At 39.6% G+C, this 25,106-nt stretch carries 19 protein-coding genes and 1 pseudogene; 18 read left to right on the top strand and 2 right to left on the bottom strand.

Annotation, left to right across the window (positions count from 1 at the left end; genetic code table 11):
* Nucleotides 1-2: 2 nt before the first annotated feature.
* The 16 genes and pseudogenes from FCJ93_RS18015 (at nucleotide 3) to FCJ93_RS17940 (ending at nucleotide 22,101) form a co-directional block, all read left to right on the top strand.
* Nucleotides 3-2,075 carry a glycoside hydrolase family 3 protein gene (locus FCJ93_RS18015; RefSeq protein ID WP_137744321.1) on the top strand — a complete coding sequence of 691 codons (2,073 nt, stop codon included), beginning with the start codon at nucleotides 3-5 and terminating at the stop codon, nucleotides 2,073-2,075.
* A gap of 84 nt (nucleotides 2,076-2,159) precedes the next feature.
* Nucleotides 2,160-3,407, top strand: coding sequence for an exo-beta-N-acetylmuramidase NamZ family protein (locus FCJ93_RS18010; RefSeq protein WP_137744320.1), 1,248 nt, complete (start codon nucleotides 2,160-2,162; stop codon nucleotides 3,405-3,407).
* Nucleotides 3,408-3,534: 127 nt separating this feature from the next.
* A complete protein-coding gene (locus FCJ93_RS18005; protein ID WP_095313809.1) occupies nucleotides 3,535-3,960 on the top strand; it encodes a MarR family winged helix-turn-helix transcriptional regulator in 426 nt (141 codons plus the stop codon).
* An 18-nt stretch (nucleotides 3,961-3,978) separates the two neighbouring features.
* The gene (locus FCJ93_RS18000) at nucleotides 3,979-5,742 is read left to right on the top strand and encodes an ABC transporter ATP-binding protein (protein ID WP_137744319.1); all 1,764 of its coding nucleotides are present in this window, start codon (nucleotides 3,979-3,981) and stop codon (nucleotides 5,740-5,742) included.
* 25 nt (nucleotides 5,743-5,767) lie between these two features.
* Nucleotides 5,768-7,567: an ABC transporter ATP-binding protein gene (locus tag FCJ93_RS17995; protein ID WP_137744337.1), complete on the top strand. Its 1,800-nt coding sequence runs from the start codon at nucleotides 5,768-5,770 to the stop codon at nucleotides 7,565-7,567.
* 323 nt (nucleotides 7,568-7,890) lie between these two features.
* Nucleotides 7,891-8,679, top strand: a pseudogene (locus FCJ93_RS17990) (hypothetical protein).
* Nucleotides 8,680-8,682: 3 nt separating this feature from the next.
* Nucleotides 8,683-9,141 carry an inorganic phosphate transporter gene (locus FCJ93_RS17985; RefSeq protein WP_095313813.1) on the top strand — a complete coding sequence of 153 codons (459 nt, stop codon included), beginning with the start codon at nucleotides 8,683-8,685 and terminating at the stop codon, nucleotides 9,139-9,141.
* A gap of 185 nt (nucleotides 9,142-9,326) precedes the next feature.
* Entirely contained in the window at nucleotides 9,327-11,237 is a 1,911-nt protein-coding gene (locus FCJ93_RS17980; RefSeq protein ID WP_095313815.1) for a PTS mannitol transporter subunit IICBA, read from the top strand.
* A 76-nt stretch (nucleotides 11,238-11,313) separates the two neighbouring features.
* Nucleotides 11,314-13,410 (top strand): BglG family transcription antiterminator, encoded by a 2,097-nt coding sequence (locus FCJ93_RS17975; RefSeq protein WP_321177981.1) that lies wholly within the window; start codon nucleotides 11,314-11,316, stop codon nucleotides 13,408-13,410.
* Between the two features lie 13 nt (nucleotides 13,411-13,423).
* Entirely contained in the window at nucleotides 13,424-14,566 is a 1,143-nt protein-coding gene (locus FCJ93_RS17970; protein WP_095313817.1) for a mannitol-1-phosphate 5-dehydrogenase, read from the top strand.
* Between the two features lie 200 nt (nucleotides 14,567-14,766).
* Nucleotides 14,767-16,551 (top strand): sensor histidine kinase, encoded by a 1,785-nt coding sequence (locus FCJ93_RS17965; RefSeq protein WP_137744318.1) that lies wholly within the window; start codon nucleotides 14,767-14,769, stop codon nucleotides 16,549-16,551.
* A complete protein-coding gene (locus FCJ93_RS17960; protein WP_095313823.1) occupies nucleotides 16,526-17,260 on the top strand; it encodes a LytR/AlgR family response regulator transcription factor in 735 nt (244 codons plus the stop codon). The genes FCJ93_RS17965 and FCJ93_RS17960 overlap by 26 nt, the downstream gene beginning before the upstream one ends.
* Before the next feature lie 144 nt (nucleotides 17,261-17,404).
* Nucleotides 17,405-19,210 carry a carbon starvation CstA family protein gene (locus FCJ93_RS17955; RefSeq protein WP_095313827.1) on the top strand — a complete coding sequence of 602 codons (1,806 nt, stop codon included), beginning with the start codon at nucleotides 17,405-17,407 and terminating at the stop codon, nucleotides 19,208-19,210.
* Nucleotides 19,211-19,675: 465 nt separating this feature from the next.
* Nucleotides 19,676-20,119 carry a YbaK family protein gene (locus tag FCJ93_RS17950; protein ID WP_095313837.1) on the top strand — a complete coding sequence of 148 codons (444 nt, stop codon included), beginning with the start codon at nucleotides 19,676-19,678 and terminating at the stop codon, nucleotides 20,117-20,119.
* Nucleotides 20,120-20,213: 94 nt separating this feature from the next.
* Entirely contained in the window at nucleotides 20,214-20,936 is a 723-nt protein-coding gene (gene cwlD, locus FCJ93_RS17945; protein WP_095313857.1) for an N-acetylmuramoyl-L-alanine amidase CwlD, read from the top strand.
* 118 nt (nucleotides 20,937-21,054) lie between these two features.
* Nucleotides 21,055-22,101, top strand: coding sequence for an Mrp/NBP35 family ATP-binding protein (locus FCJ93_RS17940; RefSeq protein ID WP_095313841.1), 1,047 nt, complete (start codon nucleotides 21,055-21,057; stop codon nucleotides 22,099-22,101).
* A 48-nt stretch (nucleotides 22,102-22,149) separates the two neighbouring features.
* Here FCJ93_RS17940 and gerD read toward each other — a convergent pair whose 3' ends face one another.
* Nucleotides 22,150-22,728, bottom strand: a complete 579-nt coding sequence (gene gerD / locus FCJ93_RS17935; RefSeq protein WP_095313843.1) for a spore germination lipoprotein GerD — start codon at nucleotides 22,726-22,728, stop codon at nucleotides 22,150-22,152.
* A gap of 194 nt (nucleotides 22,729-22,922) precedes the next feature.
* Between gerD and FCJ93_RS17930 the strand changes: the two genes are divergently transcribed.
* On the top strand, nucleotides 22,923-23,534 hold the full coding sequence (locus tag FCJ93_RS17930; protein ID WP_095313845.1) for a KinB-signaling pathway activation protein: 612 nt from the start codon (nucleotides 22,923-22,925) through the stop codon (nucleotides 23,532-23,534).
* Between the two features lie 126 nt (nucleotides 23,535-23,660).
* Here FCJ93_RS17930 and pdaB read toward each other — a convergent pair whose 3' ends face one another.
* Nucleotides 23,661-24,413 carry a polysaccharide deacetylase family sporulation protein PdaB gene (gene pdaB, locus FCJ93_RS17925; RefSeq protein WP_095313847.1) on the bottom strand — a complete coding sequence of 251 codons (753 nt, stop codon included), beginning with the start codon at nucleotides 24,411-24,413 and terminating at the stop codon, nucleotides 23,661-23,663.
* Nucleotides 24,414-24,545: 132 nt separating this feature from the next.
* Here pdaB and FCJ93_RS17920 point away from each other — a divergent pair, with 132 nt between their 5' ends.
* Nucleotides 24,546-24,764: a hypothetical protein gene (locus FCJ93_RS17920; RefSeq protein ID WP_095313849.1), complete on the top strand. Its 219-nt coding sequence runs from the start codon at nucleotides 24,546-24,548 to the stop codon at nucleotides 24,762-24,764.
* Nucleotides 24,765-25,106 lie beyond the last annotated feature (342 nt).

Raw genomic sequence — 25,106 nt, 5'->3', positions numbered from 1 at the left:
CCATGCGGATCTTTTTAAAAACATTTATGATTTCCTTTCTAGCGTTTGTCCTTTTTTTATCAGGTATTCCCTTTTCAGGGGCGACAGCAGCTTCAAGGATTAAAGATTTAGTGATTGATCTCAATGTTCCACAGGTTAAAAGGGATGTAACTGATTATAAACTCGATTTAAACGCACTCCATGTTTATAAGGATGGCCACTTCATGATTGCATCTGAAAATTTAAAATGGCAATCCTCTAATAAGAATGTTGCTTCTGTGTCCCAAGATGGGGTAGTAACTCTAACGGGCCACAATGGCAAGACGTTTATCTCTGTCAGTGATGGCAAATATAGGGACAGAATTTCGATTCAATTTAAGAAAAAGCAGGATAAAATCATCGTAGGAAAAGAAAGAGGGGCGCGTTATGACCTGATTGATAATGCTATCCGGCATATGTCAATGGAAGAGAAGGTTGGACAAATGCTAATGCCTGATTTTAGAACTTGGAATGGCCAAAATGTAACGGAAATGAATGCGGAAATTGCTGGTCTTGTCAAAGACTATCACCTCGGCGGCGTCATTTTATTCCGCGAAAATACAGTAACGGCAGAGCAAACAACTAGGCTTGTGCATGCTTATCAGGAGGCAGCGGAAAAGTATGGATTATTAGTATCCATTGATCAGGAAGGTGGAATTGTAACGCGGCTTCAAACAGGTACGGACTTTCCTGGAAACATGGCCCTTGGAGCAACGCGTTCTGAAGAACTAGCTGAAAAGGTTGGAAGGGCGATTGGTCAAGAACTTAACGCTCTTGGGATCAATATGAATTTTGGCCCTGTGCTGGATGTGAACAATAATCCAGATAATCCGGTTATTGGTGTTCGCTCATTTAGTGAGGACCCTGAGTTAGTGGCACATTTGGGGAAGGCGTATCTTAAAGGGCTTCAAGAAACCGGCACTGCGGCAACAGCAAAGCATTTTCCGGGTCATGGAGATACTGCAGTTGACTCGCATGTGGGACTTCCATCGGTGCCTCACGATCTCGATCGTTTGAAGGAAGTAGAATTATATCCTTTTCAAGAAGCGATGAATGCGGGAATCGATGCGATTATGTCAGCACACGTGACATTCCCAGAGATTGATGATACGACGGCAATCTCAAGGAAAGACGGAACGGAAGTCGCAGTACCAGGTACACTGTCCCATAAGATTTTAACGGGTTTAATGCGCGAGGAAATGGATTTTAATGGGGTGATCGTAACGGATGCAATGAATATGGCTGCCATTGCAGATCATTTTGGACCTGTAGATGCTGCGATTCGTGCTGTTAAGGCAGGTGCTGATATCGTGTTAATGCCGGTTGGCATCGTAGAAGTAGCAAATGGTCTTTACGATGCTGTGAACGCAGGCGAGATATCGGATGAGCGGTTAGAGCAATCTGTTGAGAGAATCTTAACGCTGAAGTTAAATAGAGGGATTGTTAAGGCTGAAGTCGAAAAAAGCCTTGATGAAAAGATTGAGAATGCCCTTAACGTAGTAGGTTCAGATGAACATAGAGCGATTGAAAAAGAAGCGGCCGAAAAGTCCATTACTCTTGTAAAAAATAATTCCGTTCTTCCTCTTTCCGTATCTTCGGAAGATAAGGTTGTTGTGGTCGGTGGATCTGGATACTCTATAAACCTTCTTGCTACGGAGGTACAGAGGCATCATCCAGGTGCTGTCTACATCAACGCTTCAGGGAGACTTACAGAGGCGCAATTAGAACAGGTAGAAGGGGCGAAATATATCATAGTTGGCACTTATACATCTAGTGTGAACGATAGAGCAGAAAATGCTAGTCAAATGGTGATGACAAGACAACTGATCGAGACGGGTATTCCTGTTATTGCTGTAGGGGCAAGAAATCCATATGATGTGATGTCCTACAGTGAAGTAGATGCCTATCTTGTTCAATATGGTTTTAGACCAGCAAGCTTTGAAGCAACTGTAAATACCATTTTTGGTGAAAATCATCCAACTGGAAAGCTTCCGATTACGATTTACAATCATGATGGCAGTGTTTTATACGGATTTAATCATGGATTAGGATACTAAGAGAGAAAGGGGAATTCAGCTGTAACTGCTAAGAGATACAGCTCTTTTCCCAAAATTTTGAAGGGACGAAGAGGAGGGGTAGTTTTGAAGAAGTGGTTTGCAGGATTATTAGTTCTTACTTTGTTACTATCGATTGTATCTGCCGCTGTTGCAAAGAACGATAAAGAGAAGAAGAAAAAATTTCGTTTAGGTGTAGAGGTTTTATTGCAGGATAGGATCGATTTGATCAAAGATAAGCGCGTCGGTTTAATCACGAATCCAACAGGGGTGGATCAAAACTTAACCAGTATCGTCGATCTTCTCTACAATCACAAAAATGTAAATTTAACAGCACTCTATGGTCCTGAGCATGGAGTTCGAGGAAGTGCCCAAGCAGGTGAATATGTTGAGCAGTATACTGATGAAAAAACAGGGCTGCCTGTTTACAGCTTATATGGAGCGACGAAAAAGCCAACACCTGAAATGTTAAGCAATGTCGATGTATTGTTATTTGATATCCAAGATGTGGGAGCTCGTTTTTACACATATATTTATACGATGGCATTAGCGATGGAAGCAGCGCAAGAGAATAATATTCCCATAATCGTTCTTGATCGTCCGAATCCAATTAGTGGAACAAAAGTTGAGGGACCTGTACTCGAGGATCAGTATTCTTCATTCATTGGTGAATATCCGATTCCTGTACGCCACGGAATGACAGTCGGAGAGCTGGCAAAGCTTTTTAATCGTGAATTTGAAATTGGAGCAGATTTGACTGTTGTGAAAATGGATGGCTGGAAGCGTAATATGTATTATGATGAAACGCCATTAGAATGGGTTCTCCCTTCACCTAACATGCCAACATTGGAAACGGCGCTTGTTTATCCAGGGGCAGCCCTCATTGAAGGCACGAATGTTTCTGAAGGACGGGGAACAACAAAACCATTTGAGTTGATTGGAGCGCCATTTATTAATAGCGATGAGTTAGCTGCAAAATTGAACTCCTATCGATTACCTGGTGTTACTTTCCGAGCGGCATCGTTTATCCCGACTTTCTCGAAACATGCCAATGAATTAAGTCATGGAGTTCAAATCCATGTGAAAAATAGACATTCGTTTAAGCCGTTTGAAACAGGATTGTATATTGTAAAAGCAATCCATGCTCTGTATCCAAATGAATTCCAATTTAGAGCAGAAAACGCAGCAGGAATTTCTTTCTTTGATAATCTTGTCGGAAATGGCTCAATCCGCGCTGATATTAAAGCCGGCAAATCGATTGATGAAATGAAAGCAGCGTGGCAGGCTGATTTAGCTGAATTTAACAAGGATCGAAAGAAATATTTATTATATTAACCGAAAAAGAGGAGGCTCTTCTTGTTAGGAGGCCTCTTTTCATTTTGTCTTTGAAGTGTGATTAGTTGACTTCGACGGCAAACAAGAATATTATCTAATAGTGTTAGATAAATAAAGGGGGAAAATCATGAGCTATCGTGAGTTGGCAAATGAATTGTTCGGGACAATGAAAAAGATTATTCACATGCCTTTTCAGAAAAAAGTGGGGGACATCACACAAGGAGAAAGAAGAATTTTAGGCTCCCTGATATTTGAAGGAGACGGGCTAACGGCAGGTGAACTCAGTGAAAAGCTTAACTTTAGCACCCCCCGCATTGCATCTGTTTTGAAAAGTTTGGAAAAGAAAGGATTTATCGAGCGCGCTCGTGATCCAAAAGATAAACGCTTTGTTGTCGTCCATATTACGGGGACGGGGAGAAGCTTTGTTTTAGAAGAGCATGAAAAAGCGATGCTGATGTTGGAGGAGCTTCTTCAAGAACTTGGTGAAAAGGACACAAAGGAATTAATTAGAATTATGCGGCGGATTGCCGAAATTACCAACAAGAGAGAGTAAGAAAAAGGGGATTAGAATATGGTAAAAATCTTAAAACATCTGGAGAAAAAAGATTCGTTACTCATACTTGGCTGTTTAGTATTCATTGTGATGCAAGTTTGGCTCGATTTAAAGCTGCCTGATTATATGTATGAAATTACGATGCTTGTGCAAACAGAAGGAAGTCAAATGAGCGATATATTACTCCAAGGGAGCTATATGCTTTTATGTGCGGTTGGCAGTATGGGCGCGGCTATCATAGTCGGTTACTTCGCTGCAAAAGTGGCAGCGGGATTTTCCGTTCGGTTACGCGCAAAGGTGTTTGAAAAGACGATGTCCTTTTCCATGGAAGAGATAAACGGATTTTCAACGGCAAGTTTAATTACTCGTTCCACCAATGATATTACACAGATTCAATTATTGATTGCGATGGGGCTGCAGGCAATTGTGAAAGCTCCGATTTTAGCTGTTTGGGCAATTGCAAAAATTATGGGTAAGAGCTGGCAATGGACAGCTGCTACTGGGCTAGCCGTAGCCTTTTTAATTTTGTTGCTGTCGATCGTGATTTTTATTGCGATGCCGAAGTTTAAAATTATTCAAGGGCTGACAGATAATTTGAATCGAGTAACAAGAGAAAACCTAACAGGAATTCGCGTTGTGCGAGCCTACAACGCAGAAGGCTATCAGGAAGCAAAATTTGAAAAGGCAAATGAAGATTTGACGAAAACCAATTTGTTTACAACTCGTTTGATGGCCTTAATGCAGCCCAGTATGGGTTTAATTATGTCAGGAATCAGCTTATCCATTTATTGGATTGGTGCATATCTCATATATAATGCTGCGGCCGTTGATCGGCTATCACTATTCTCTGATATGGTTGTATTTTCTTCTTATGCGATGCAAGTGATTATGGCGTTTATGCTTCTTTCAATTGTGTTCTTTATGCTGCCAAGAGCATCTGTATCGGCCAAGCGGATTAACGAGGTATTGGATACTGAGGCAAAGATCCTTGATGGAAATTTAACAGCAGGCAAGGAGGGGCTCGCAGGGGAAGTTGAATTTAAGAACGTCAGTTTTAAGTACCCTGATGCAGCAGATTACATTTTGCAAAACATTAGTTTTAAAGCGCACCCCGGAGAAACGGTTGCTTTCATTGGCTCAACAGGAAGTGGAAAAAGCACGCTCGTTAACCTGATTCCCCGTTTCTACGATGCTTCAGACGGTGAAGTATTAATCGATGGGATCAATGTTAAGGAGTATTCTCAAGAGGCGCTCCATAATAAGTTAGGATATGTCTCGCAAAGAGCGGTGTTATTTAGCGGTACGGTTTTATCTAATATCGCCTATGGTGATAATGGCGAGGATATTCCAGATGAAGAAATGGTGAAAAAAGCAATTGAAATTGCCCAAGGTCAAGAATTTGTAGAAAAAATGGAAGGACAGTATGAAGCAAGCGTTTCTCAAGGAGGGACAAATTTTTCCGGTGGGCAAAAGCAAAGGCTGTCGATTGCCAGAGCGATAGCGAGACGACCTGAAATTTATCTATTTGATGATTCTTTTTCAGCACTCGATTATAAAACAGATCGGGTACTGCGAAATGCATTGAAAAAGGAAATACAGAATGCGACAATGTTGATTGTTGCCCAGAGAATCGGGACGATTAAGGATGCCGATCGCATCATTGTACTCGATCAAGGAAAAGTGGCTGGAAGCGGAACACATGAGGAACTGATGCAAACCTGTAGTGTTTATCAAGAAATTGCCTATTCTCAACTGACGAAGGAGGAGCTTGAAGTTGGCTAATAAAGAAGTGACAAACGATGAAAAGATGCCTCCTCAAGGAAAAAAGGAGAAACCGATGGGAGCTTCTGGAGCGAGACCAACAAATATAAAAAAAGCGATGAAGCAGCTAATCGGCTACTGTAGGAAGTATTTAGCCATTATCCTTTTAGCGTTAATTCTTGGGATGACCGGAGCAATCTTTAATATCGTAGGACCGGATTTTCTCAGTCAAATGACGGATTTAATTGGTGAGGGACTCATGGCAGAAATGGATCTCGATGCCATTGTCCATTTGGCTGTTATTCTTGCGATTTTATACGGTTTAGGATTTTTATTTAATTATATACAAGGATTTATTATGGCAACCGTTACGCAAAGGGTGACAAAGAGATTGAGAGCGGACATCTCAACGAAGATTAATCGACTGCCGTTAAAATACTTCGATAAAACCAGCTATGGTGATATTCTGAGCCGTGTCACCAACGATATTGATTTAATTGCCCAGACGATGAATCAGAGCTTGGGGATGCTAGTTACTTCTGTAACGATGTTTTTAGGATCGCTCGTGATGATGATTTATACGAACTGGATCATGGCTCTATCAGCAGTGTTATCGACGATCGTTGGCTTCGGTTTTATGTCGTTGATTATTTCAAAATCGCAACGGCATTTTATTCAACAACAAAAGGAATTAGGGAAGTTGAATGGACATATCGAGGAAACGCATGCTGGCCATGATGTCGTCAAGGTATACAATGGAGAGAAGGAAGCAAAAAAGATTTTTCACGATATCAATACAAGGCTGTACGATAGTGCATGGAAATCACAGTTTATGTCCGGACTTATGATGCCGCTCATGATGTTTATCGGAAATTTCGGATATGTGGTGGTTTGTATTGTGGGAGCGCTGTTAGTTCATAACGGTACAATTTCATTTGGTGTCATTGTTGCATTTATGATTTACATTCGCCTCTTTACTCAGCCGCTCTCTCAGCTTGCCCAGGTAGCGACGAGCTTACAGTCAACTGCTGCTGCAAGTGAACGGGTATTTGAATTTCTTCGTGAAGAGGAGCTGGCAGATGAGAGTGATAAAAAAGAGAAGCTCAAGACAGCTAAAGGGGATGTCGAGTTTCGAAATGTTCGATTTGGTTATAGTGAAGATAAAATCGTTATTAACAATTTTACAGCAACCATTAAAGCTGGACAGAAGGTGGCCATTGTAGGTCCTACAGGAGCAGGAAAGACAACTCTCGTAAATTTACTGATGCGGTTTTATGAGGTAAACGATGGAGAAATTTTAATTGATGGAGTTCCGATCAGCAAGCTGACAAGGGATAATATTCATAATCTTTTCTGTATGGTTCTGCAGGATACGTGGCTCTTTGAAGGAACGATTCGTGAGAATATTAAATATTCCAAGGACTATGTTACAGACGAACAAGTGGAGGAGGCTTGTAAAGCAGTTGGCCTCCACCATTTTGTTCAAACATTACCGCAGGGCTATGATACCGTTTTGGATGATAAGGCCAATCTCTCTTCAGGGCAAAAACAGCTGATCACCATTGCCCGTGCGATGGTTGAAAATGCGCCATTGCTGATCTTGGACGAGGCGACAAGCTCTGTCGATACGAGAACAGAGGCATTAATCCAGAAGGCTATGGATAAGCTTATGGTTGGAAAGACATCCTTTGTCATTGCTCACCGGCTCTCTACAATTAAAAATGCAGATTTGATTATGGTGATGAAAGATGGGGACATTATCGAAAGTGGAAACCATGATGAGCTGCTTAAGAAAAAAGGCTTCTACTTTGAACTATATAATAGTCAATTTGAGCATGTATCGTAAAAATATACAGGAGCGGTTCTCAATCTATTTAGGTTGAGAGCCGTTTTTTGTGGTTTAAGAGTCGTAGATCACTGTGTATCTTCTTTCGCAACGCCTGTACCATGATTCCTTCGATCCTTTTTTCGCAGGAACTGTTCTGAAGGTGCGTCTGCTTATGCGCTGATAAGTTTAGGCTTTACGTCGGAAATCTCAGTATGCCCCAGCGTACAAGTAGTGTGATTTGTGAAAATGGGCCCGAAGGTTCATTGTTGACAGAAGTCTCCTTTGCATAAAGACGCAAGACAAAAGCAATGCTAAGAAAAAAGAATTCATTGGGTGAAAAAATGAACAATTTTACAAATGATAATACAGCAAGAAGATATCAAGCACATGTCAGCATTCTTGGGACCACTCAAGTTCATCGTCGAAACCCCTACATTATCGCATGGTGAAGCGCTGCCTTCCCAGGGTTTGGCCACCTCCTATTATCAAAATATCTTCGTGGCTTCGTGCTGTTTATCTGGGAAGTCGTCGTTAATATAAAATGTAATCTCAATTTTGCCATGATCTATTCCTTCCAAGGTGAAATTGATAAGGCGAAAGATATTTTAGATACGAGGTGGCTCTTAATTTATATTCCCGTTTATATATTTGGAATCTGGGATAGTTATCGCACAACGATCGACATGAACAAAGTGTATATATTAGCGGAGCGTGAAAATCACCAGTTTAATTCTTTTAGTATAGGGGCTCTTGAAATTAATTATTTGGATAGAAGAAATCCGGCTATGTCTATTATATGGTCACTTTTTATTCCGGGACTGGGACAGCTATATTTGCATAGAATTACGACAGCTTTTTTTGTGATTATTTGGGTCGTAGTTTTCTTTTATCAATCTCGAGGTCTCGAAGCGATTTCACTATTGTTTTTAGGAGAAATTGCAGAAGCAACAAGTGTGATAAATCCCGAATGGTTTTTATTCTTTCCCTCGCTTTACGGCTTCTCTGTTTATGATTCATATAGTAATACGGTAGAAAATAATAAATTGTTTGATCAGGAACAGCGGTTGTTTTTAAAAAAGAATTATCAATCTCCAACTTTTAAAGTATTAAAAGGGCAAAAGGTGAACTAGAATATGCAGCTATTTTCTACATTTGAACATACCACTTATATTGAACTGGCTATTGCCACTTTGGAGAAAAAGGGGATTAAAAAAGAACATATCTTTGTCGTTCCCCTTGATAATCGAAAAGAGGAACATAAGGTATTCGATACAATTAACCGCTCTGATGGAACATCTTTGATTGATATTGGCGCAGCGCTATCAACAGCGTTTGCTGTTATTGGAGCGAGCATTGGCTTTAAGCTAGCATGGGGACCGATTTACTGGGGATTAATCGGAGCAGCTGTTGGGTTTTTGGTGGGCTTTGCCATTCGTCTGTTTACGGAGATCATTTTAAAAAAGAAACGGAGACAGTTGAAAGGATATCATTCGGAAGTCATTGTCATTGTGGATTGTGAAGAAGAAAAAGCAGAAATTGTCGAAAATATTCTATTTAAGCATTATGCCATCGGAGTTGCAAAAGTAAAGTGAGTCTCAAGAAAGGCTCTCCTATCTTTTTTTGAGTTCGTATCATCCAAAATCAGTTAATAATATGCGTACGTGAGATACATTACTTTTGTCTTAGTTCATGCGACAAATCTAGATTTTGACTTTGTTGATAACGCTGTCATTCTAAGATAGGATGATCATGAACGAACTATAAAGGGGAGATGAAAATGTCTCAGTCTAATATTAAGGTTGCTGTACAGAAGTTCGGTAATTTTCTTAGCTCGATGGTGATGCCGAACATCTCTGCATTCATCGCATGGGGTTTGATTACAGCGTTATTTATACCAGATGGCTTATGGCCAAATGAAGAATTAGCTACTATGGTCGGTCCAATGGTGACTTACTTACTACCGATTTTAATCGGATATACAGGTGGTAAACTTGTATATGATCAACGCGGGGCAGTTGTTGGTGCGATCGCAACAATGGGAGTAATCGCCGGTGCAGAAATCCCGATGTTCCTAGGGGCAATGGTTATTGGTCCACTTGGTGGGTGGGTCATCAAGAAGTTTGACCAAATGATTGAAGGAAAGATCCGTGCAGGGTTTGAAATGTTAGTGAATAACTTCTCTGCTGGTATTTTAGGAGCTATTATTGCTATTCTTTCTTTCTTAGGTGTGGGTCCAGTTATTAATACGTTTACGAACATGCTTATAGCTGGAGTTGACTGGATGGTTGGTACAGGATTACTGCCGTTAACAAGTATCCTTATTGAACCAGCAAAAGTATTATTCTTAAACAATGCTATTAACCATGGTGTCCTTTCACCAATTGGGATTGAACAGGTAAAAGAAACAGGACAGTCGATTCTCTTCTTATTAGAAGCAAATCCTGGTCCTGGTATCGGTGTTCTACTTGCGTATATGTTTTTTGGAAAGGGTGCTGCGAAAAGGTCTGCTCCAGGTGCAGGAGTCATCCATTTCTTCGGAGGAATTCATGAAATTTATTTCCCGTATATTTTAATGCGTCCCCTTCTGATTGTGGCTGTTATTCTAGGTGGGATGAGCGGCGTCTTCACATTAGTTCTACTTAATGGTGGATTATTTGCTCCGTCTTCGCCGGGAAGTATTTTTGCAATTACTGCGGTAACACCACATCATGCAAGTGCCTATTTGGCTAACTTTGCAGGTGTTATTGTGGCTGCGGTTGTATCATTCCTTGCTTCCTCTTTTATTTTAAAAACAGGAAAACAAAACGAAGATGATATTGAAGCAGCCGCTCAAAAAATGCAGGAAATGAAAGGCAAGAAAAGCTCTGTTGCCAATGCATTTGCAGGAAGTCAAGGAGCAATGCCGGATCATGTGACTAAAATTATTTTTGCTTGTGATGCTGGAATGGGTTCAAGTGCAATGGGCGCATCTCTTCTTCGTAAAAAAGTGAAAGAGGCAGGCATGGATGTAACGGTAACCAATACATCGATCAGCAATCTTCCTGCAGATGCCCAGGTTGTTATTACGCAGGAGGAATTAACGCCAAGAGCACGAAACAAAGTGCCGAATGCTTACCATATTTCAGTGGATAATTTTTTATCAAGCCCAGAATACGATAAGTTGATAAGTAAATTACAATTTCCAGCCAATTCGGAACTTCATGAAATCGTTGATGATGCAGAGGATGCTGGAACTGAAAATCAGTCTGAAGCAGGGAAGTTTGAAGGTTTGCTCCTTCCGGAAAATGTCTTTTTAAATCAAAAGTTTGCCAACAAGGAAGAGGCTATTCGTTTTGCAGGAAAAGCGCTAGTCAATGCAGGATATGCTGAAGAAAGCTATATCGAGGCAATGATTGAGCGTGAGCAAATGACTTCAACTTATATGGGCAATGATGTTGCGATTCCGCATGGAACAGAGGCTGGAAAAAAAGCGGTGCTTAAATCTGGATTTACCGTTATACAAGTGCCGGAAGGTATTGATTTTGATGGTCAAAAAGTTCGTTTGATTTTTGGTATTGCTGGAAAGGATGGAACGCATCTTGAAATTCTTTCTGGAATAGCTGTAACATGCTCTGATATGGAGAATATTGAAAAAATGGTTGAGGCAAAAACGGCTCAAGAGATTATTGATATTATTGGGAAGAAATAAATGCTTACTGAATAGAAAAGCGTATCGCTGGCGCTTTTCTATTTAGTGTTTTTGCTATTTTATCAGGAACGAGTTGATGGCTATGCACATTACTTCGAGGGAAAAAGCGATCATTGAACTGATTATTAAAACATCAGGAAAGCACACAGCTTTATCGATTTCCTCCTCTCTTCATGTAAGTGCTAGGACGATTCAACGAGATTTGAAGACAGTGGAGAAGATCTTAGCACATTATGATCTGAAATTGTCGCGCAACAAGAACGAAGGACTAGTAATTGAAGGAAAAAACGAACAGATCTTTCGCCTTGTTCAACATTTAACCTCTAGTGATCCGATTGATGAAACACCACAGGAACGGAAGTTGCGCCTCTTGTTGGCAATCTTGAATGAGGATATGTATAAGACTCAGCTGTTAGCAAATTATCTTGGTGTTAGCACAGCTACTTTAGCTGTTTATTTAGATGAGCTCACGGCTTGGCTTAGTTATTTTCAGTTAAAGCTTACGAGGAAAAGAGGCGTGGGCGTTGAGTTAGATGGCAATGAAGCAAACAAGCGCAGAGCGCTCGCTTACTTTTTTATGCAAAACTTCCATGATGAGTTGATAGAGAAGTTATTTCTCTTAGAGCAGGATGCACTTCACGAAGAAAAAATATTATTTTATTTTACGCCAGACTATTTACAAGAAGTGAACATTCTTGTTACGGAAGCCTTTCATAGTGCTCCTGAACGATTAGCTGACAGCGGGTTTTTGGAAATGCTTCTCCATATCTATATTACTTTACAGAGAATTGATGCTGACAACCTTATGGACGAGGAAGTAAGCTTAACTGAAAGTGAGGTTGCGGCAGAATACGAATTGATGGAACAGATTGTGAGAAAATTGGAAGAGACATTTGATGTAGAGGTATCAAAGGAAGATATATTTTATTTAGCTCTTATTCTCAAGGGATCAAAGCTCCGGGCTTCTGATGCTGTTCCGAATGACAGCATCATTTTTGCCCAGAAAATAAAAAATGTGATCCAATCCGTTTCCAATCAATTACATGTAGATTTGACACAGGATTTTTCTCTGTTTCAGGGATTGCTCGCTCATATGGGCCCTTCCTTGTTTCGGATAAAACAAAAGATGGAGACCTTTAATCCGCTAAAAGAAGAAATTAAAAAGAAGTATCCAGTTCTCTTTATGGCGGTAAAAAACAGTGTTGAACGAGAGTTTCAAGAAATTGATTATTTCCCCGAAGATGAGATTGCCTTCATGGTTTTGCATTTTGGTTCAGCGCTTGTCATGCGTGAAGAGCATTTAATCATTAAAGCATTGGTTATTTGTCCTACTGGAATTGGAACATCAAAGATGCTGGCCAGTCGCATAAAAAAAGAAATAAGCGAAATCAATCAGATTGAAATCATGTCTATTAAAGATATAAAGAGTCAGGTGGATTTAAAATCCTATGACATGATTATTTCTACTGTTCGTTTGCCTTTTATAAATGTTGAGTACACACTGGTGAATCCGCTGTTAACAGAGGCCAATATTGCCACTATTAAGTCGTTTTTACAAAATCATATTGCCTCGCTAACAACAGGTAAGCAGTATGCTGAAGTGGATCACTTTCCAAAAGTTTATGAAGAAAATTTGGATTTAAACGATATGTTGCAAGACTTGAAGGATGTTCAACAAAGTGTTGAGGCGATAGCAAATCATTTTCGCTTTTATCGGAGAGAACGATGGGAAAGTCAAGAGGAAATTTTGGAAGCGATGTTGCAAAAGGCCGAAGAGGAATCCTTGCTTGAGAACCGGACAGACGTCCTTAAATCTTTAAGAGAGCGCGAGACTCTAGGCGGACTTGGAATTCCGCAAACGAATATTGCCCTCTTTCATGCAAGGAACAAGCATGTCCATCAGCTTATTTTTCAAATCACTCACCTCCCGAATCCGTGTCTTGTAAAGGGGATGGACGGCAATGATGTGTTAATGAAGAACTTGATTCTCATGCTTGCTCCTGCGGAATTAAGCTTGAGAGAACAGGAGATATTAAGTCTGATTAGTACGAGTATCATCGAAACAGATGAGTCGCTGCTTATTTTTTCTTCGGCAAATGAGGATTTGATATATAACAAGTTGAAATCGATCCTTGTGAAGTATATTGAAACCAATTTTAAAATCATGAAATAAAGGGATGATTCAGATGAGAAAAGCAGTACATTTTGGAGCAGGGAATATAGGGAGAGGGTTCATCGGCGCTCTTTTTTCTCAATCAGGATACGAGGTTATCTTTGTCGACATTGCAGACCAAATTATCGACCAACTGAATGAGAAGAAAGAATACCGCGTGGTGCTTGCCACAGATACAAAGGAATCGCTGAAGATTGACAATGTCTCAGGTTTAAATAATCTAAAGCAGGAACAAGAAGTGATTGCTGCCATAAAAGATGCCGTCTATTTAACGACTGCGATTGGTCCCAGTATCCTCCCGAGAATTGCCCCTTTAATTGCAAAAGGGTTGGCAGCTAGAGTGGAGGAAAACAAGGAAAGACTGTACGTCATTGCTTGTGAGAATCAAATTTCAGCAACGGACTTGTTAAAAGGTTATATTATGGAGCATCTTGATCAGAAGGCACAAGAGAAGGTACTTGCACAAGTTTCATTTTTGAATTCAGCTGTCGATCGGATTGTGCCAATTCAAAATAATGAAGGTTCCCTTGATGTTCTTGTTGAACCTTACTATGAATGGGTAGTGGAAACAAAGGAGGAAATCCCTCGAATTGAAGGGATGACGATTGTTCCTGAGCTAGCTCCGTTCATCGAGAGAAAGCTGTTTACTGTAAACACGGGGCATGCGGTAATTGCTTATTTTGGATATTTGGCGGGTAAAGAAACAATCGATCAAACATTGGCTGATGAAGAAATTTATAAGCAAGTAAAAGCAACCCTTGGTGAAACGGGCGCCTATTTAATTAATGAATACCGGTTAGATGCGGATGTGCATCAGAAATATATTGATAAAATTATTGGTCGTTTCGAAAATGCTCATTTAAATGATGGTGTTACAAGAGTGGGACGTTCACCACTTCGAAAATTAGGGCATGAGGATCGATTAGTTCGACCAGCAGTACAGGCGCAAAAGGCTGGTCTATCATATACTAATTTAGCAAAGGCGATTGCTGCTGCATTAATGTTCGATTTCAGTGGAGATGAAGATGCAGTTAAGCTTCAAGCTATGCTTCAAAAACACGGTATAGACTATGTTTTGCAGGAAGTATCTGGCTTGGAATCAACAAATGAATTGACAAAAGAGATTGTTGCACAATATGAGGAATTGAAAAAATAAATTTACTTTTGCCGTCGAGATTTATCTCGACGGCTTTTTAACGGTCTAGAAATTGATAAATTTCGTTTGTTGTGGCTCACCTGTTAATGATTGTATCTACATCTAGCTTTAAGCGATAATATAATTCTAAAACTTCAGGTCTTTTTTAATCTTAAAAAATCTTTATAATGAGGTTAGATGAGGATAAAGGTTGGATAAGGATGATAAATTTAGTCCCTATAATGTTGGAAAAGGTCGGTATTATTGTAATTGTAGCTTTTCTGCTTTCACAAATGAAATCTTTTCGTCAAATTGTTCAATATCAGAACAATCCCAATGAGAAATTAATATTGATTATGTTATTTGGAGGCTTTGGAATACTGAGTAATTATACTGGGATTGTCATTCATCCTGATACGATTGAGAGAGCAGCCTGGCTGGCAGAATTAGAGGCGGATAATGCATTGGCAAATACAAGAGTAATGGGGACGGTAATTGGTGGGCTTTTAGGTGGTCCATTGGTGGGTTTGGGTGCCGGCCTCATTGCAGGCATACATCGATATTCACTTGGGGGATTTACCGCTTTCTCTTGCTCGCTTTCAACAATTTTAGCAGGAATGATCTCTGGATACTTAGGCTACAAGAGAAAAAAGCAGGGGAAAAAGATTGATACCCCATTTGCGGTTTTTGTGGGGATGTTTTTAGAGGCTGTACAGATGCTAATCATTCTTTTGACCGCCAAACCTTTTGAGCAAGCTTGGAATGTTGTTGAGTTAATTGCTTTTCCGATGATTTTAGTCAATGGTTTTGGAATGATGCTATTTTTATTTATTATTCAATTTATTAAGCGAGATGAGGAACGGACGCGTGCGAGTCAAACGAACAGGGCCTTTCTTATTGCCGATCAAACACTGCCATTTTTTCGTCAAGGGTTAAATATTCATTCCTGCACAGAAATTGCAGAAATTATTTTAAAACTGACGGATTCGGATGCTGTAGCCATAACTGATGACAAACTTGTTTTGGCACACTTGGGAAAAGCTTCGGACCACCATATTCCAGGTGGGAAACCGGAAACGGACTTAACGCGTAGAGTTCTGGAGGGTGGGAAAATCTCTATTGCAAGATCAAAAAGGGAAATTGCATGTTTGCATGATGAGTGCCCTCTAGAGGCAGCCATCGTTTTACCTTTAAAGGTAAAAGGGAAAACAGTCGGAACGTTAAAAATGTACTATGCGTCCCAAGAAAAGCTTGACCAAGTAGAGCAGCAATTGGCAGAAGGACTAGCTAACTTATTTTCTACACAATTAGAATTAGCTCAGGCAGAGAAGCAAGCAGAACTACTAAAGGATGCCGAAATTAAAGCTTTACAGGCCCAGGTTCATCCCCACTTCCTATTTAATAGCATAAACACTATTTCTGCGCTTTGCCGTACAGATGTCAATAAAGCACGTAAATTATTATTAGAGCTCAGTTCTTTCTTTCGTGGCAATCTTCAAGGAGCAAGGCAAATGCTCATTCCCCTTGAAAAAGAGTTAGAAAATGTTAAAGCCTATATCGCTTTGGAGCAGAGTCGTTTTCCAAATAAATTTATGATTGATTTTTCAGTAGAACCTAATTTAGAGACCGTTTTGCTACCACCATTTACCTTACAGCCTCTCGTTGAGAATGCTATTCACTATGGTTTTCCGCATAGCAAAAAGGAGGGGCATATTTCTGTTCAAATTAAAACGGTAGATGGACAATTGCAAATCATGGTGTCAGATGATGGCCAGGGGGTGCCTAAAGAGAAAATTGAACTTTTAGGTAAACAAGTCGTAAAGTCAAAAAAAGGGAATGGGACTGCCCTTTTCAATATTAGTGAAAGGCTAAATGGGATTTATAGCGGTCAAGCAAGTATGCAAATTAAAAGTCAAGCAGGGGATGGGACAACAATTATGATTTCTATTCCACTTGATGAAAAGGGAGTTTTCGAGAAAAATGCTGAAAGCCTATATTGTGGATGATGAACCCTTAGCTAGGGATGAATTAAAATATTTATTAAATCGTAGCAAGGAAGTAGAAGTTATTGGCGAAGGTGATGGTATAGATGTAGCGTTGATGGAAATTACCTCTCTTAAGCCAGACTTAATATTTATCGATATCGAGCTTGATTCTGAGAATGGTTTAAGTTTAGCTCAACATTTGGAGTTTTTGAATCCACCGCCAGCTATAGTCTTTGCAACAGCTTATGATGAATATGCGTTACAAGCATTTGAATCAAATGCAGTTGATTATATTTTAAAGCCTTTTGATGAAAATCGCCTTCAGAGAACATTGGAGAAAATTAGTAACCTAAGGTATAGAGGGCAAGAAACGCCTGATGCTTCAAAGCTTATTAAACAGAATAATGATAAGCTGGTGATTCTTGTGGACGAAAGAATCGTTTTACTACACCATGATGATATTTTATTTTTGCATTCATCCGAGGGAAAAAGCACTATTAAAACGATAGAGAATGAGTATAAGGTAAGCGAGCCGCTAGTTGTATTAGAAAAAAAATTGAATAACACAGCGTTTATTCGTGTTCATCGCAGCTTTATTGTTCACATGGACCATATCGTTGAAATAGAGCCATGGTTTAATTCTACTTATAACTTAAGATTGAAAGATGGTTCGACCGTTCCTGTGAGTAGAACTTATGTGAAAGATTTAAAGCGAAAGATAGGTTTCTGAATTTTTCGTTTTATTATTTGTAATTCATCGGTTCATGTTGGTAATTCAGCCGCCCATTTCTGCAATTTATCCTGAAAATGCCATGAAAGCCTTTACATCGTGTACTATTGTTGATGTATAACAGAATGTGAAGGGGGTCATTGTATGAATGCAGTTACAATTGTAGTTGCGGGGATATGTATTCTTTTAATTGCTTATCGCTTATATGGTACCTTTATGGCGGCAAAAGTATTAAAATTAGACGATTCAAAGCCGACACCAGCTCATAAATTGGAGGATGGTAAAGATTATGTACCTACAAACAAGTGGGTAACATTTGGCCATCACTTTGCGGCTATTGCGGCGGCGGGCCCTTTAGTAGGTCCGATTTTGGCGGCACAATTCGGTTATTTGCCAGGATTAGTGTGGTTGCTTGTCGGAGCTGTAATTGGTGGAGCGGTGCACGATTTAGTTGTGTTATTTGCTTCTATGCGTAGAGATGGAAAGTCGCTATCAGAGGTTGCAAGAGAAGAGCTTGGCCCTGTAGCAGGCTTTTGTGCAGGGTTAGCGATGTTGTTTATCATCACAATTACCATGGCAGGTTTGTCACTGGTTGTATTGAGCGCGTTAGAAAGAAATCCATGGGGAACCTTTGCAGTCGGAATCACCATTCCCATTGCTATGGGAGTTGGATTATACCATAAAAAAACAGGAAATTTAAAGGCTGCTACTATCGTTGGTTTCGGATTAATTATGGCTGCGATTATCTGGGGACCCAATATTCAAGGAACAGCTTTAGGTGATCTGCTGACCCTTGAAAAGAGTACACTAGCTATTATTTTACCTATTTATGCCTTTTTTGCTGCTGCGCTTCCAGTTTGGTTATTACTTGCACCACGTGATTACTTGAGTACTTTTATGAAAATTGGTGTTTTTGCAGCTTTAATTGTTGGAGTATTTATCGTCAATCCAGATGTTCAGTTTCCTGCATTTACAGAATTTATTAATGGTGGTGGACCGGTTATAGCGGGTCCGGTGTGGCCATTTGTATCAATTACCATTGCCTGTGGGGCGATTTCCGGTTTCCATGCATTCGTTGGATCTGGCACAACTCCAAAAATGGTCAATCGTTGGAGTGATGCCAAGGGAGTAGCGTTCGGAGCCATGCTCGTCGAATGTTTAGTAGGGATCATGGCTTTAATTGCTGCGGTTTCTCTCCAACCAGGAGACTACTTTGCCATCAATTCAACACCTGAAAAATTTGAGACATTAGGAATGGAGACGGTACATTTAAGAACCCTTGAAGAAGAGGTAGGAATGGATCTTGAAGGTAGAACAGGTGGAGCGGTTACGCTTGCTGTAGGAATGACATATATCTTCACGGAAATTCCCATCTTTGAAAAGATGGCCTCTTACTTCTATCAGTTTGTTATCCTATTTGAAGCTGTGTTTATCCTAACCGCCATAGATTCTGGAACAAGGGTTGCACGCTATCTTATACAGGATTTCTTTGGAAACTTCTTTAAACCGTTAAAACGCACGGATTCATTAGGAGCCAATATTTTTGCAAGTGCTCTGGCTTGTTTTGTCTGGGGTTATCTTCTTTACTCAGGGGACATTAGTTCGGTATGGGCATTGTTCGGGGTTTCAAATCAATTGATGGCTTCTATCGGTCTTGTTGTTGGGGCAACAGTTGTATTGAAGGTCGCTGAAAAGCGCTGGTATATGCTGACATGTCTTGTACCACTTGCTTATCTATATATAACAGTGAATGTGGCAGGGTATTGGATGGTTAAAAATGTCTATTTAAATTCAGCAAACCCGGGGTATAATGTGCTGAATGGAATCATCTCGATTGTCATGCTTGTACTTGGTGTGGTCATTATCATAACTGCTATACGAAAATGGAGCCAATTATTTAAAATACCACAATCAGATTTAGTCGAGCTTTCGAAAAAAGAAGTTGCTTAAGTTAGAAATCGCTTACAGCGTTCATCTAAGGATGATCGCTGTATTTGTTTTTTCATGTTGATTTCGGTTCATTTTAGCTTTGAGGTCAAGCTGAAATTTACAAAAAAGTGGCAATCATGACTTAGCCAATCATCTCGTTTATTGGATGTTGGCAGAAAAGGGGCTTAAGCCTAAACAGCGTTAGGAGTTGTTTTTCTTTTAACATATCAAAGGCATAAGGAGGTCGATTAACTGCCATATCTTTAATTCTGGGGGTACAGCATATTTGAATTAATTTTTTTAATCGTTTCTTGATTTCCTTAAAGGCTCCATCAATCTGTTTGATGAAGACCATTGCTATTCCTGTTAATTTGAATCGTTGCTCTTCTTTCCATTCAGATTAAAAATTGGCAATCGGAATCAAGCGACGTTTTGGTATTTCTCTTTTGAAGTCGATAAAGACTATGCAAAAGGGGTGAGTAATCCGTGAATTTGGTGACAACCTTAAATGAAAAAAGAAGAGAGAAACAGATGAAATATGAAAGATCTGTTTTAAGAGAAATCTCGCTTAAGACGTTAAAAGAACGTGTGAACCAATTTTTCGGTTCGTCTGATTTAACGTCCAGTCTTATTTTGCAAGCCGGAATTGAAGAGGCTTGTTATGATGTGGCGATAGAAGCGTATTTATTAGGGGCTTATTTTAGCCGTTTCGGTTATTATGGCGAATCGCTGGAGAGCGTTAAGAATAGATGCAGAAAAGAAGAAAAACATCTTATTGATACATTATATAATTTCTTGCTTTATTGGGGGAAAGGGATGGAAGGAATTTACAGCGAATCCCTCTATTATGTATGTGAGCAGTATGTGGATAGTTGGTGGATGGAAGGCTTTCGCAAGGGAGAAAGGAGACATAAGCTAAGGCTTCACTAGGGGGATGAAAAGAGCAAAGATTATTTGTTCTAATCCTTCTTCTTGTCCCATATATTGAAATGAAAAGGACGAGCAGGAAGGGTTGGTTATGGGAATGAATAGAAGGAAGATAAAAATTGCTGCATTTCTTGTAGGGCTTACCCTCTTAATTTTCATTTTACAATACGACTTTCGAAATGATAACTCAATTAAGCCGTGGAACCTTCCTTTATCTGGAGAGATTATTTTATTAGATCCTGGCCACGGCGGTCCCGATGGAGGTGCTGGCGACAGTGAAGCACTAGAAAAGGATATCGCATTAACGATTGCCTTTAAATTAAGAGATTATTTGCAGCAACAGGGTGCTTTAGTGATGATGACAAGGGAAGAAGATATTGATCTGGCAGATGAAGAAACAAAGGGTCTTAGTCGCAGAAAAACAGAGGATTTGAAGCGAAGACTAGAGATGATCAATGAATCGGAAGCGGATTTTTACGTCAGTATTCATTTGAATGCAATTCCTTCTCCAAGGTGGAGTGGCGCGCAAACTTTTTATGCTAGTCAAATTTCTGAAAATGCTCGGGCGGCAAAATTTATTCAAGATGAACTTCGTCATAATTTAGAAAACACGACGAGAAAGGCAAAGCCGATTAATCAAGTGTATATTTTAAAATATGCGAAAAAACCTGGTGTGCTTGTTGAAGTGGGATTTTTGTCTAACCCGGCGGAGCGTGAAAGACTTATGCAGGAAGACTATCAAGAACAAATAGCCGCGTCTGTTTATAAAGGCATATTGCGCTACTACTCGAAAGAGGATGAGCTGGAGGAGAGCGAATAGGAAGGCGTTAGAAGCCTTCTTTTTGGCTTGTCCAAAAAGGGTGTGATCGAATTAACAGACAGGCGACCCGTTTATGTTATACTATGATTGGAAACGAATTCAAGAAAGGGTGTCATACATGTTATCAGAAGCAAACGTTGTTGAGATTCTTAACGGAATAAAGGAACCTTTCTTACATAAAACGTTAAAAGAATTGAATGCAATCGAAGAAGTGAAAGTAAAGGCAGAAAAAAACCACGTCAGTGTAAAAATAGCGATTGCTAAAACAGGTACCGCTGAACAGCTACAGCTTCAGCAAGAAGTTGTTCGCTTGCTAAAACAAGGTGGAGCTGAGACGGTTGGAATTCGCTTTTCCCAGCTTCCGGAGGAAGTATTGGCACAGCACCGTACCGCTGAAGATGAATCCGAGGGTTTATTAAAAAGCAATACGACTTTTATTGCCATTGCGAGTGGTAAGGGCGGAGTTGGTAAATCAACTGTATCAGTCAACCTGGCTATTTCGTTAGCCCGACTCGGCAAAAAGGTCGGTCTTGTGGATGCGGATATTTATGGATTTAGCGTACCTGATATGATGGGAATTACAGAGCGACCAGCCGTACGTGGAGAAAAGATTATTCCAGTGGAACGCTACGGCGTACAAGTCATTTCGATGGGCTTCTTTGTTGAAGATAACGCTCCGATTATCTGGCGTGGACCAATGCTAGGTAAAATGTTGAACAGCTTCTTCAATGAGGTGGAGTGGGGCGAACTCGACTACTTACTTCTCGATCTCCCTCCGGGAACAGGTGATGTAGCTTTAGATGTTCACTCTATGCTTCCATCCTGCAAAGAATTGATCGTAACAACACCGCATCCAACAGCAGCTTTTGTTGCAGCCCGTGCTGGAGCAATGGCTTTGAAAACCGAGCATGAAATTCTCGGGGTTGTTGAAAATATGGCCTATTTTGAAAGTCAATTAACAGGAGAAAAGGAATATGTTTTTGGTCAAGGTGGCGGAGAGAAGCTTGCAGATGAGCTTAGAACAGAGGTGTTAGGTCAGCTGCCATTAGGTCAGCCAGATTGGAACGAGGATGATTTTGCTCCGTCAGTCTACCAAGAAGATCATAAGATTGGAAAAATATATTTAGATATTGCGCAAAAAGTCATTTCGAAATTAGAAAAATAATAATCAAAGAGGATGTTCCATTTTGCAATGGGACATCCTCTTTAGGAATTATTCTTCTTCTTTCTTTTCCCCTTCTCCACTTCCTTTTTCCGTGGCGGCCTTCAACAATATGTCTTCAATTTTTGCCTTGTAAAGAGGACTTTCGAAGGTTTCTGTCATAACTTTTTGGAGATGCTCCCGGTACTCCTTGCTCTTCATTAAGGCTGTGACTTCTTTTGTTAACTCTGGATCTTTAAGGAGCTCAATCATCATTCCTTGGTATTCAGGATCCTTCATAAGACTCTTGATTAGCTTTTCGTGCTCTGATTGCATACCTTTAGCAAAGGCTTCTGCAAATTTAGGATCCTCAAATTGCTTTTTCCAAAACTCTGCCCCTTTTTCAGATGTAAGTGTTTCTTGAATAGTGGTTGAAACAACTGCCTGATCCATGACAAGCTTCTCCTTCATTCCATCATCGCCCATAACTTCTTGGAGAGCTTTCTTTCCATCATCTGTTTTCAAAATATCTACGACCATTTTCTTTGTTTCCTCGTAATCAAGTTCTTTGCTGCCTGCCTCTGTTTGAGCACAACCAGTGATTGCAATAACAAGTAAACCGATGAGGAGCAAAACCGTTTTATTCCTCATAACAAAAGCTCCTTTCACTAAATGCTGAAATAGGTCTATTGTTGTAAATCGATTAGTGATGAACAAATAAGCCCACTTATTCTTTATCATGAAGAATTTTAACAATTTTTATGCGTTTGATCCGAATGCCTAGATTTTTCAAACTTTGGTTGGTACAATCTAGAGGGGAATCTAGAACTTGGAGGAAAACAAACGTGAAAAGCCGTTATGTTGTTCAATTGTTTATGTCCACGCTGTTGCTCGGTGGGTTTGCAACAGGGATAATAGGATTTATTGTTCGTTGGGATGAGTTTCAATCCTATTTTACGGATTTTGATATTCTGAAAATTTTGTCGACGCTGTTTTGGTTTATCGGAGTAGGTTTGATTTTTAGTTTAATTAGCCAAATGGGCTTTTTTGCTTACTTAACTGTACACCGCTTTGGGTTGGGAATTTTTAAATCAGTAAGACTATGGAATGCTGTTCAGGTTGTACTCATTTTATTTGTTTTATTTGATTTAGTTTATTTCCGTCATAGAGCCTTTGGTGGTAGTGTTACTTCTTATCTATGGGACCCTGCATTCATTTTAATTGTCGCACTAGTTGTTGCCTTTTTTAAAGCGAAGCAAACCAATAAGGAGGCTTTTATTCCGGCCGTCTTTTTTATGATTGTTGTTACCGTTATTGAATGGATGCCCGTTTTGCGTGTGAATGAGGAAGGGTGGCTGTACTTAATGCTATACCCTCTGTTATTATGCAACGGCTACCAAATGCTCATACTTCATAAATTAAATCAAAAATCTGCACAAGAAAAGAAGCCTGCGTAAGGCTTCTTTTCTTGAAGTGCTTAGAAGTTTGAATGTCGATATGGTCCTGTCCAGGATTTGCGATTTCTGTTTGCTTCCACTGGTAAAGCAATTTTCTTTTTTTGAAAATTGTCTCGGTCCATATACTTATTTAATCTCTTTTGTTTTGGAATCAGCATTGACAATCATTTCAGATACGTTTACAAACTTGAGTCCCTTTTTTCGAAGTTCCTTCATTATAGAAGGAATCGCATCAGCGGTTTGTTTAGCAGAATCGGAAGCGTGCATAAGGATAATATCTCCTTTTTTCGCCTTCGAGACATTTTTTACAATGACCTCAACTCCTGGATTCGTCCAGTCTTTAGAATCTACACTCCAATGGACAAAAGTTAAGCCGAGACGTTCAGCTATCTTTAATGTTTTTTGGTCAAAATGTCCAGTGGGAGCACGAGCAAGCTTAATATTTTTGATATTTAATTTTTTAAATGCTTCTAGGGCTGTAGCTAAATCCTTGCGAACTTCTTCTTCCTCGACATTTGTATAATCGACATAATTGTATCCTAATAATCCGATTTCATAGCCATCTTTTACAATTCGTTCGACTAAATCAGGGTGTCTCTCAGCCCATGCTCCTGATAGAAAAAAGGTAGCTGTTGCTATCTCCTCTCTTTTTAAAATATCAAGTATAGGCTCAGCCTTCTCATCTCCCCAGCCGATATTAAACGTTAAGGCAAGATTCTTCTCACCTTTGTAAATGGCCTTTGGTTCATTTTTATCTGAGAAAGTAGGAATATGAATATAACTTTCTAGATACAAAAACCATGCTGTAAAAAAGGCTGCGATAATAATTAGGGTTAATTGTTTAATGGTTTTGCCATTTAGTACGAAAAAAAAGTTCAATTTCCATCACCTCGTCCAATACACTCCTTGTCTCATAGTTATGCAATGCTAAGAAAAATATGTTAACTACTCATAAAAATAATAAAAATGGATAACACTACAATAACCATTAAGCATATAGGAGTGGTTAAAGTGTTAGGGATGATGATGAATGATAAGGAAGTAAAGGAAATTCAGTATTTAATTAAGAGAGAAATGGATGAGATTCTTTTTGACTTAGAAGACGAGCGTATAGATCATATTGTTAAAAGAGCGATGGAAGAAAGATATAAAATATTGTTTGCTCTGTTTAAGCGAGTGGCTCCTTCTAAGGAATGCTTAACGTATATTCGCTCAACAAAAAGCATTTAAATAATTTGCGAAAAGAGTATTGACTTCGTATTGCTATCTTGATATATTAATAAACGTCGCTGATAACAACTTAGCAAGAACGAAAAAAGTTTTTAAAAAGTTGTTGACGAAGAATTATTGATGTGTTATATTAAAAAAGTCGCTTACGGGCGATGCAAAGAAATTTCCCTTCTTGGGAGAGTTGAGAAATGGCATTTCGTTAATGCGAAATATCCGTTGTTATTGCACTTTGAAAACTAAACAAATCATACGTCAACAAATAATTATAGTGGAGGCTATCTTTCTTTAAGAAGCTGAAACTAGCCAACGTTTATTTTAAACCTAAGAGCTAATCTTACTCTT

Origin of the sequence: Robertmurraya siralis (assembly GCF_005502275.1) — a bacterium.
In the GTDB taxonomy this organism is placed as follows: Bacteria; Bacillota; Bacilli; order Bacillales; family Cytobacillaceae; genus Robertmurraya; species Robertmurraya siralis.
Note: the sequence above shows the minus strand (reverse complement) of the source record. Positions and strands in the feature narration are given on the sequence as shown.

What these genes read in the sequence shown, in the direction of transcription:
- FCJ93_RS18015 (WP_137744321.1), top strand. Translation starts at nt 3, where the DNA reads ATGCGGATCTTTTTAAAAACATTTATGATTTCCTTTCTAGCGTTTGTC.
- FCJ93_RS18005 (WP_095313809.1), top strand. Translation starts at nt 3,535, where the DNA reads ATGAGCTATCGTGAGTTGGCAAATGAATTGTTCGGGACAATGAAAAAG.
- FCJ93_RS18000 (WP_137744319.1), top strand. Translation starts at nt 3,979, where the DNA reads ATGGTAAAAATCTTAAAACATCTGGAGAAAAAAGATTCGTTACTCATA.
- FCJ93_RS17995 (WP_137744337.1), top strand. Translation starts at nt 5,768, where the DNA reads ATGCCTCCTCAAGGAAAAAAGGAGAAACCGATGGGAGCTTCTGGAGCG.
- FCJ93_RS17985 (WP_095313813.1), top strand. Translation starts at nt 8,683, where the DNA reads ATGCAGCTATTTTCTACATTTGAACATACCACTTATATTGAACTGGCT.
- FCJ93_RS17980 (WP_095313815.1), top strand. Translation starts at nt 9,327, where the DNA reads ATGTCTCAGTCTAATATTAAGGTTGCTGTACAGAAGTTCGGTAATTTT.
- FCJ93_RS17975 (WP_321177981.1), top strand. Translation starts at nt 11,314, where the DNA reads ATGGCTATGCACATTACTTCGAGGGAAAAAGCGATCATTGAACTGATT.
- FCJ93_RS17970 (WP_095313817.1), top strand. Translation starts at nt 13,424, where the DNA reads ATGAGAAAAGCAGTACATTTTGGAGCAGGGAATATAGGGAGAGGGTTC.
- FCJ93_RS17965 (WP_137744318.1), top strand. Translation starts at nt 14,767, where the DNA reads ATGATAAATTTAGTCCCTATAATGTTGGAAAAGGTCGGTATTATTGTA.
- FCJ93_RS17960 (WP_095313823.1), top strand. Translation starts at nt 16,526, where the DNA reads ATGCTGAAAGCCTATATTGTGGATGATGAACCCTTAGCTAGGGATGAA.
- FCJ93_RS17955 (WP_095313827.1), top strand. Translation starts at nt 17,405, where the DNA reads ATGAATGCAGTTACAATTGTAGTTGCGGGGATATGTATTCTTTTAATT.
- cwlD (WP_095313857.1), top strand. Translation starts at nt 20,214, where the DNA reads ATGAATAGAAGGAAGATAAAAATTGCTGCATTTCTTGTAGGGCTTACC.
- FCJ93_RS17940 (WP_095313841.1), top strand. Translation starts at nt 21,055, where the DNA reads ATGTTATCAGAAGCAAACGTTGTTGAGATTCTTAACGGAATAAAGGAA.
- gerD (WP_095313843.1), bottom strand. Translation starts at nt 22,728, where the DNA reads ATGAGGAATAAAACGGTTTTGCTCCTCATCGGTTTACTTGTTATTGCA.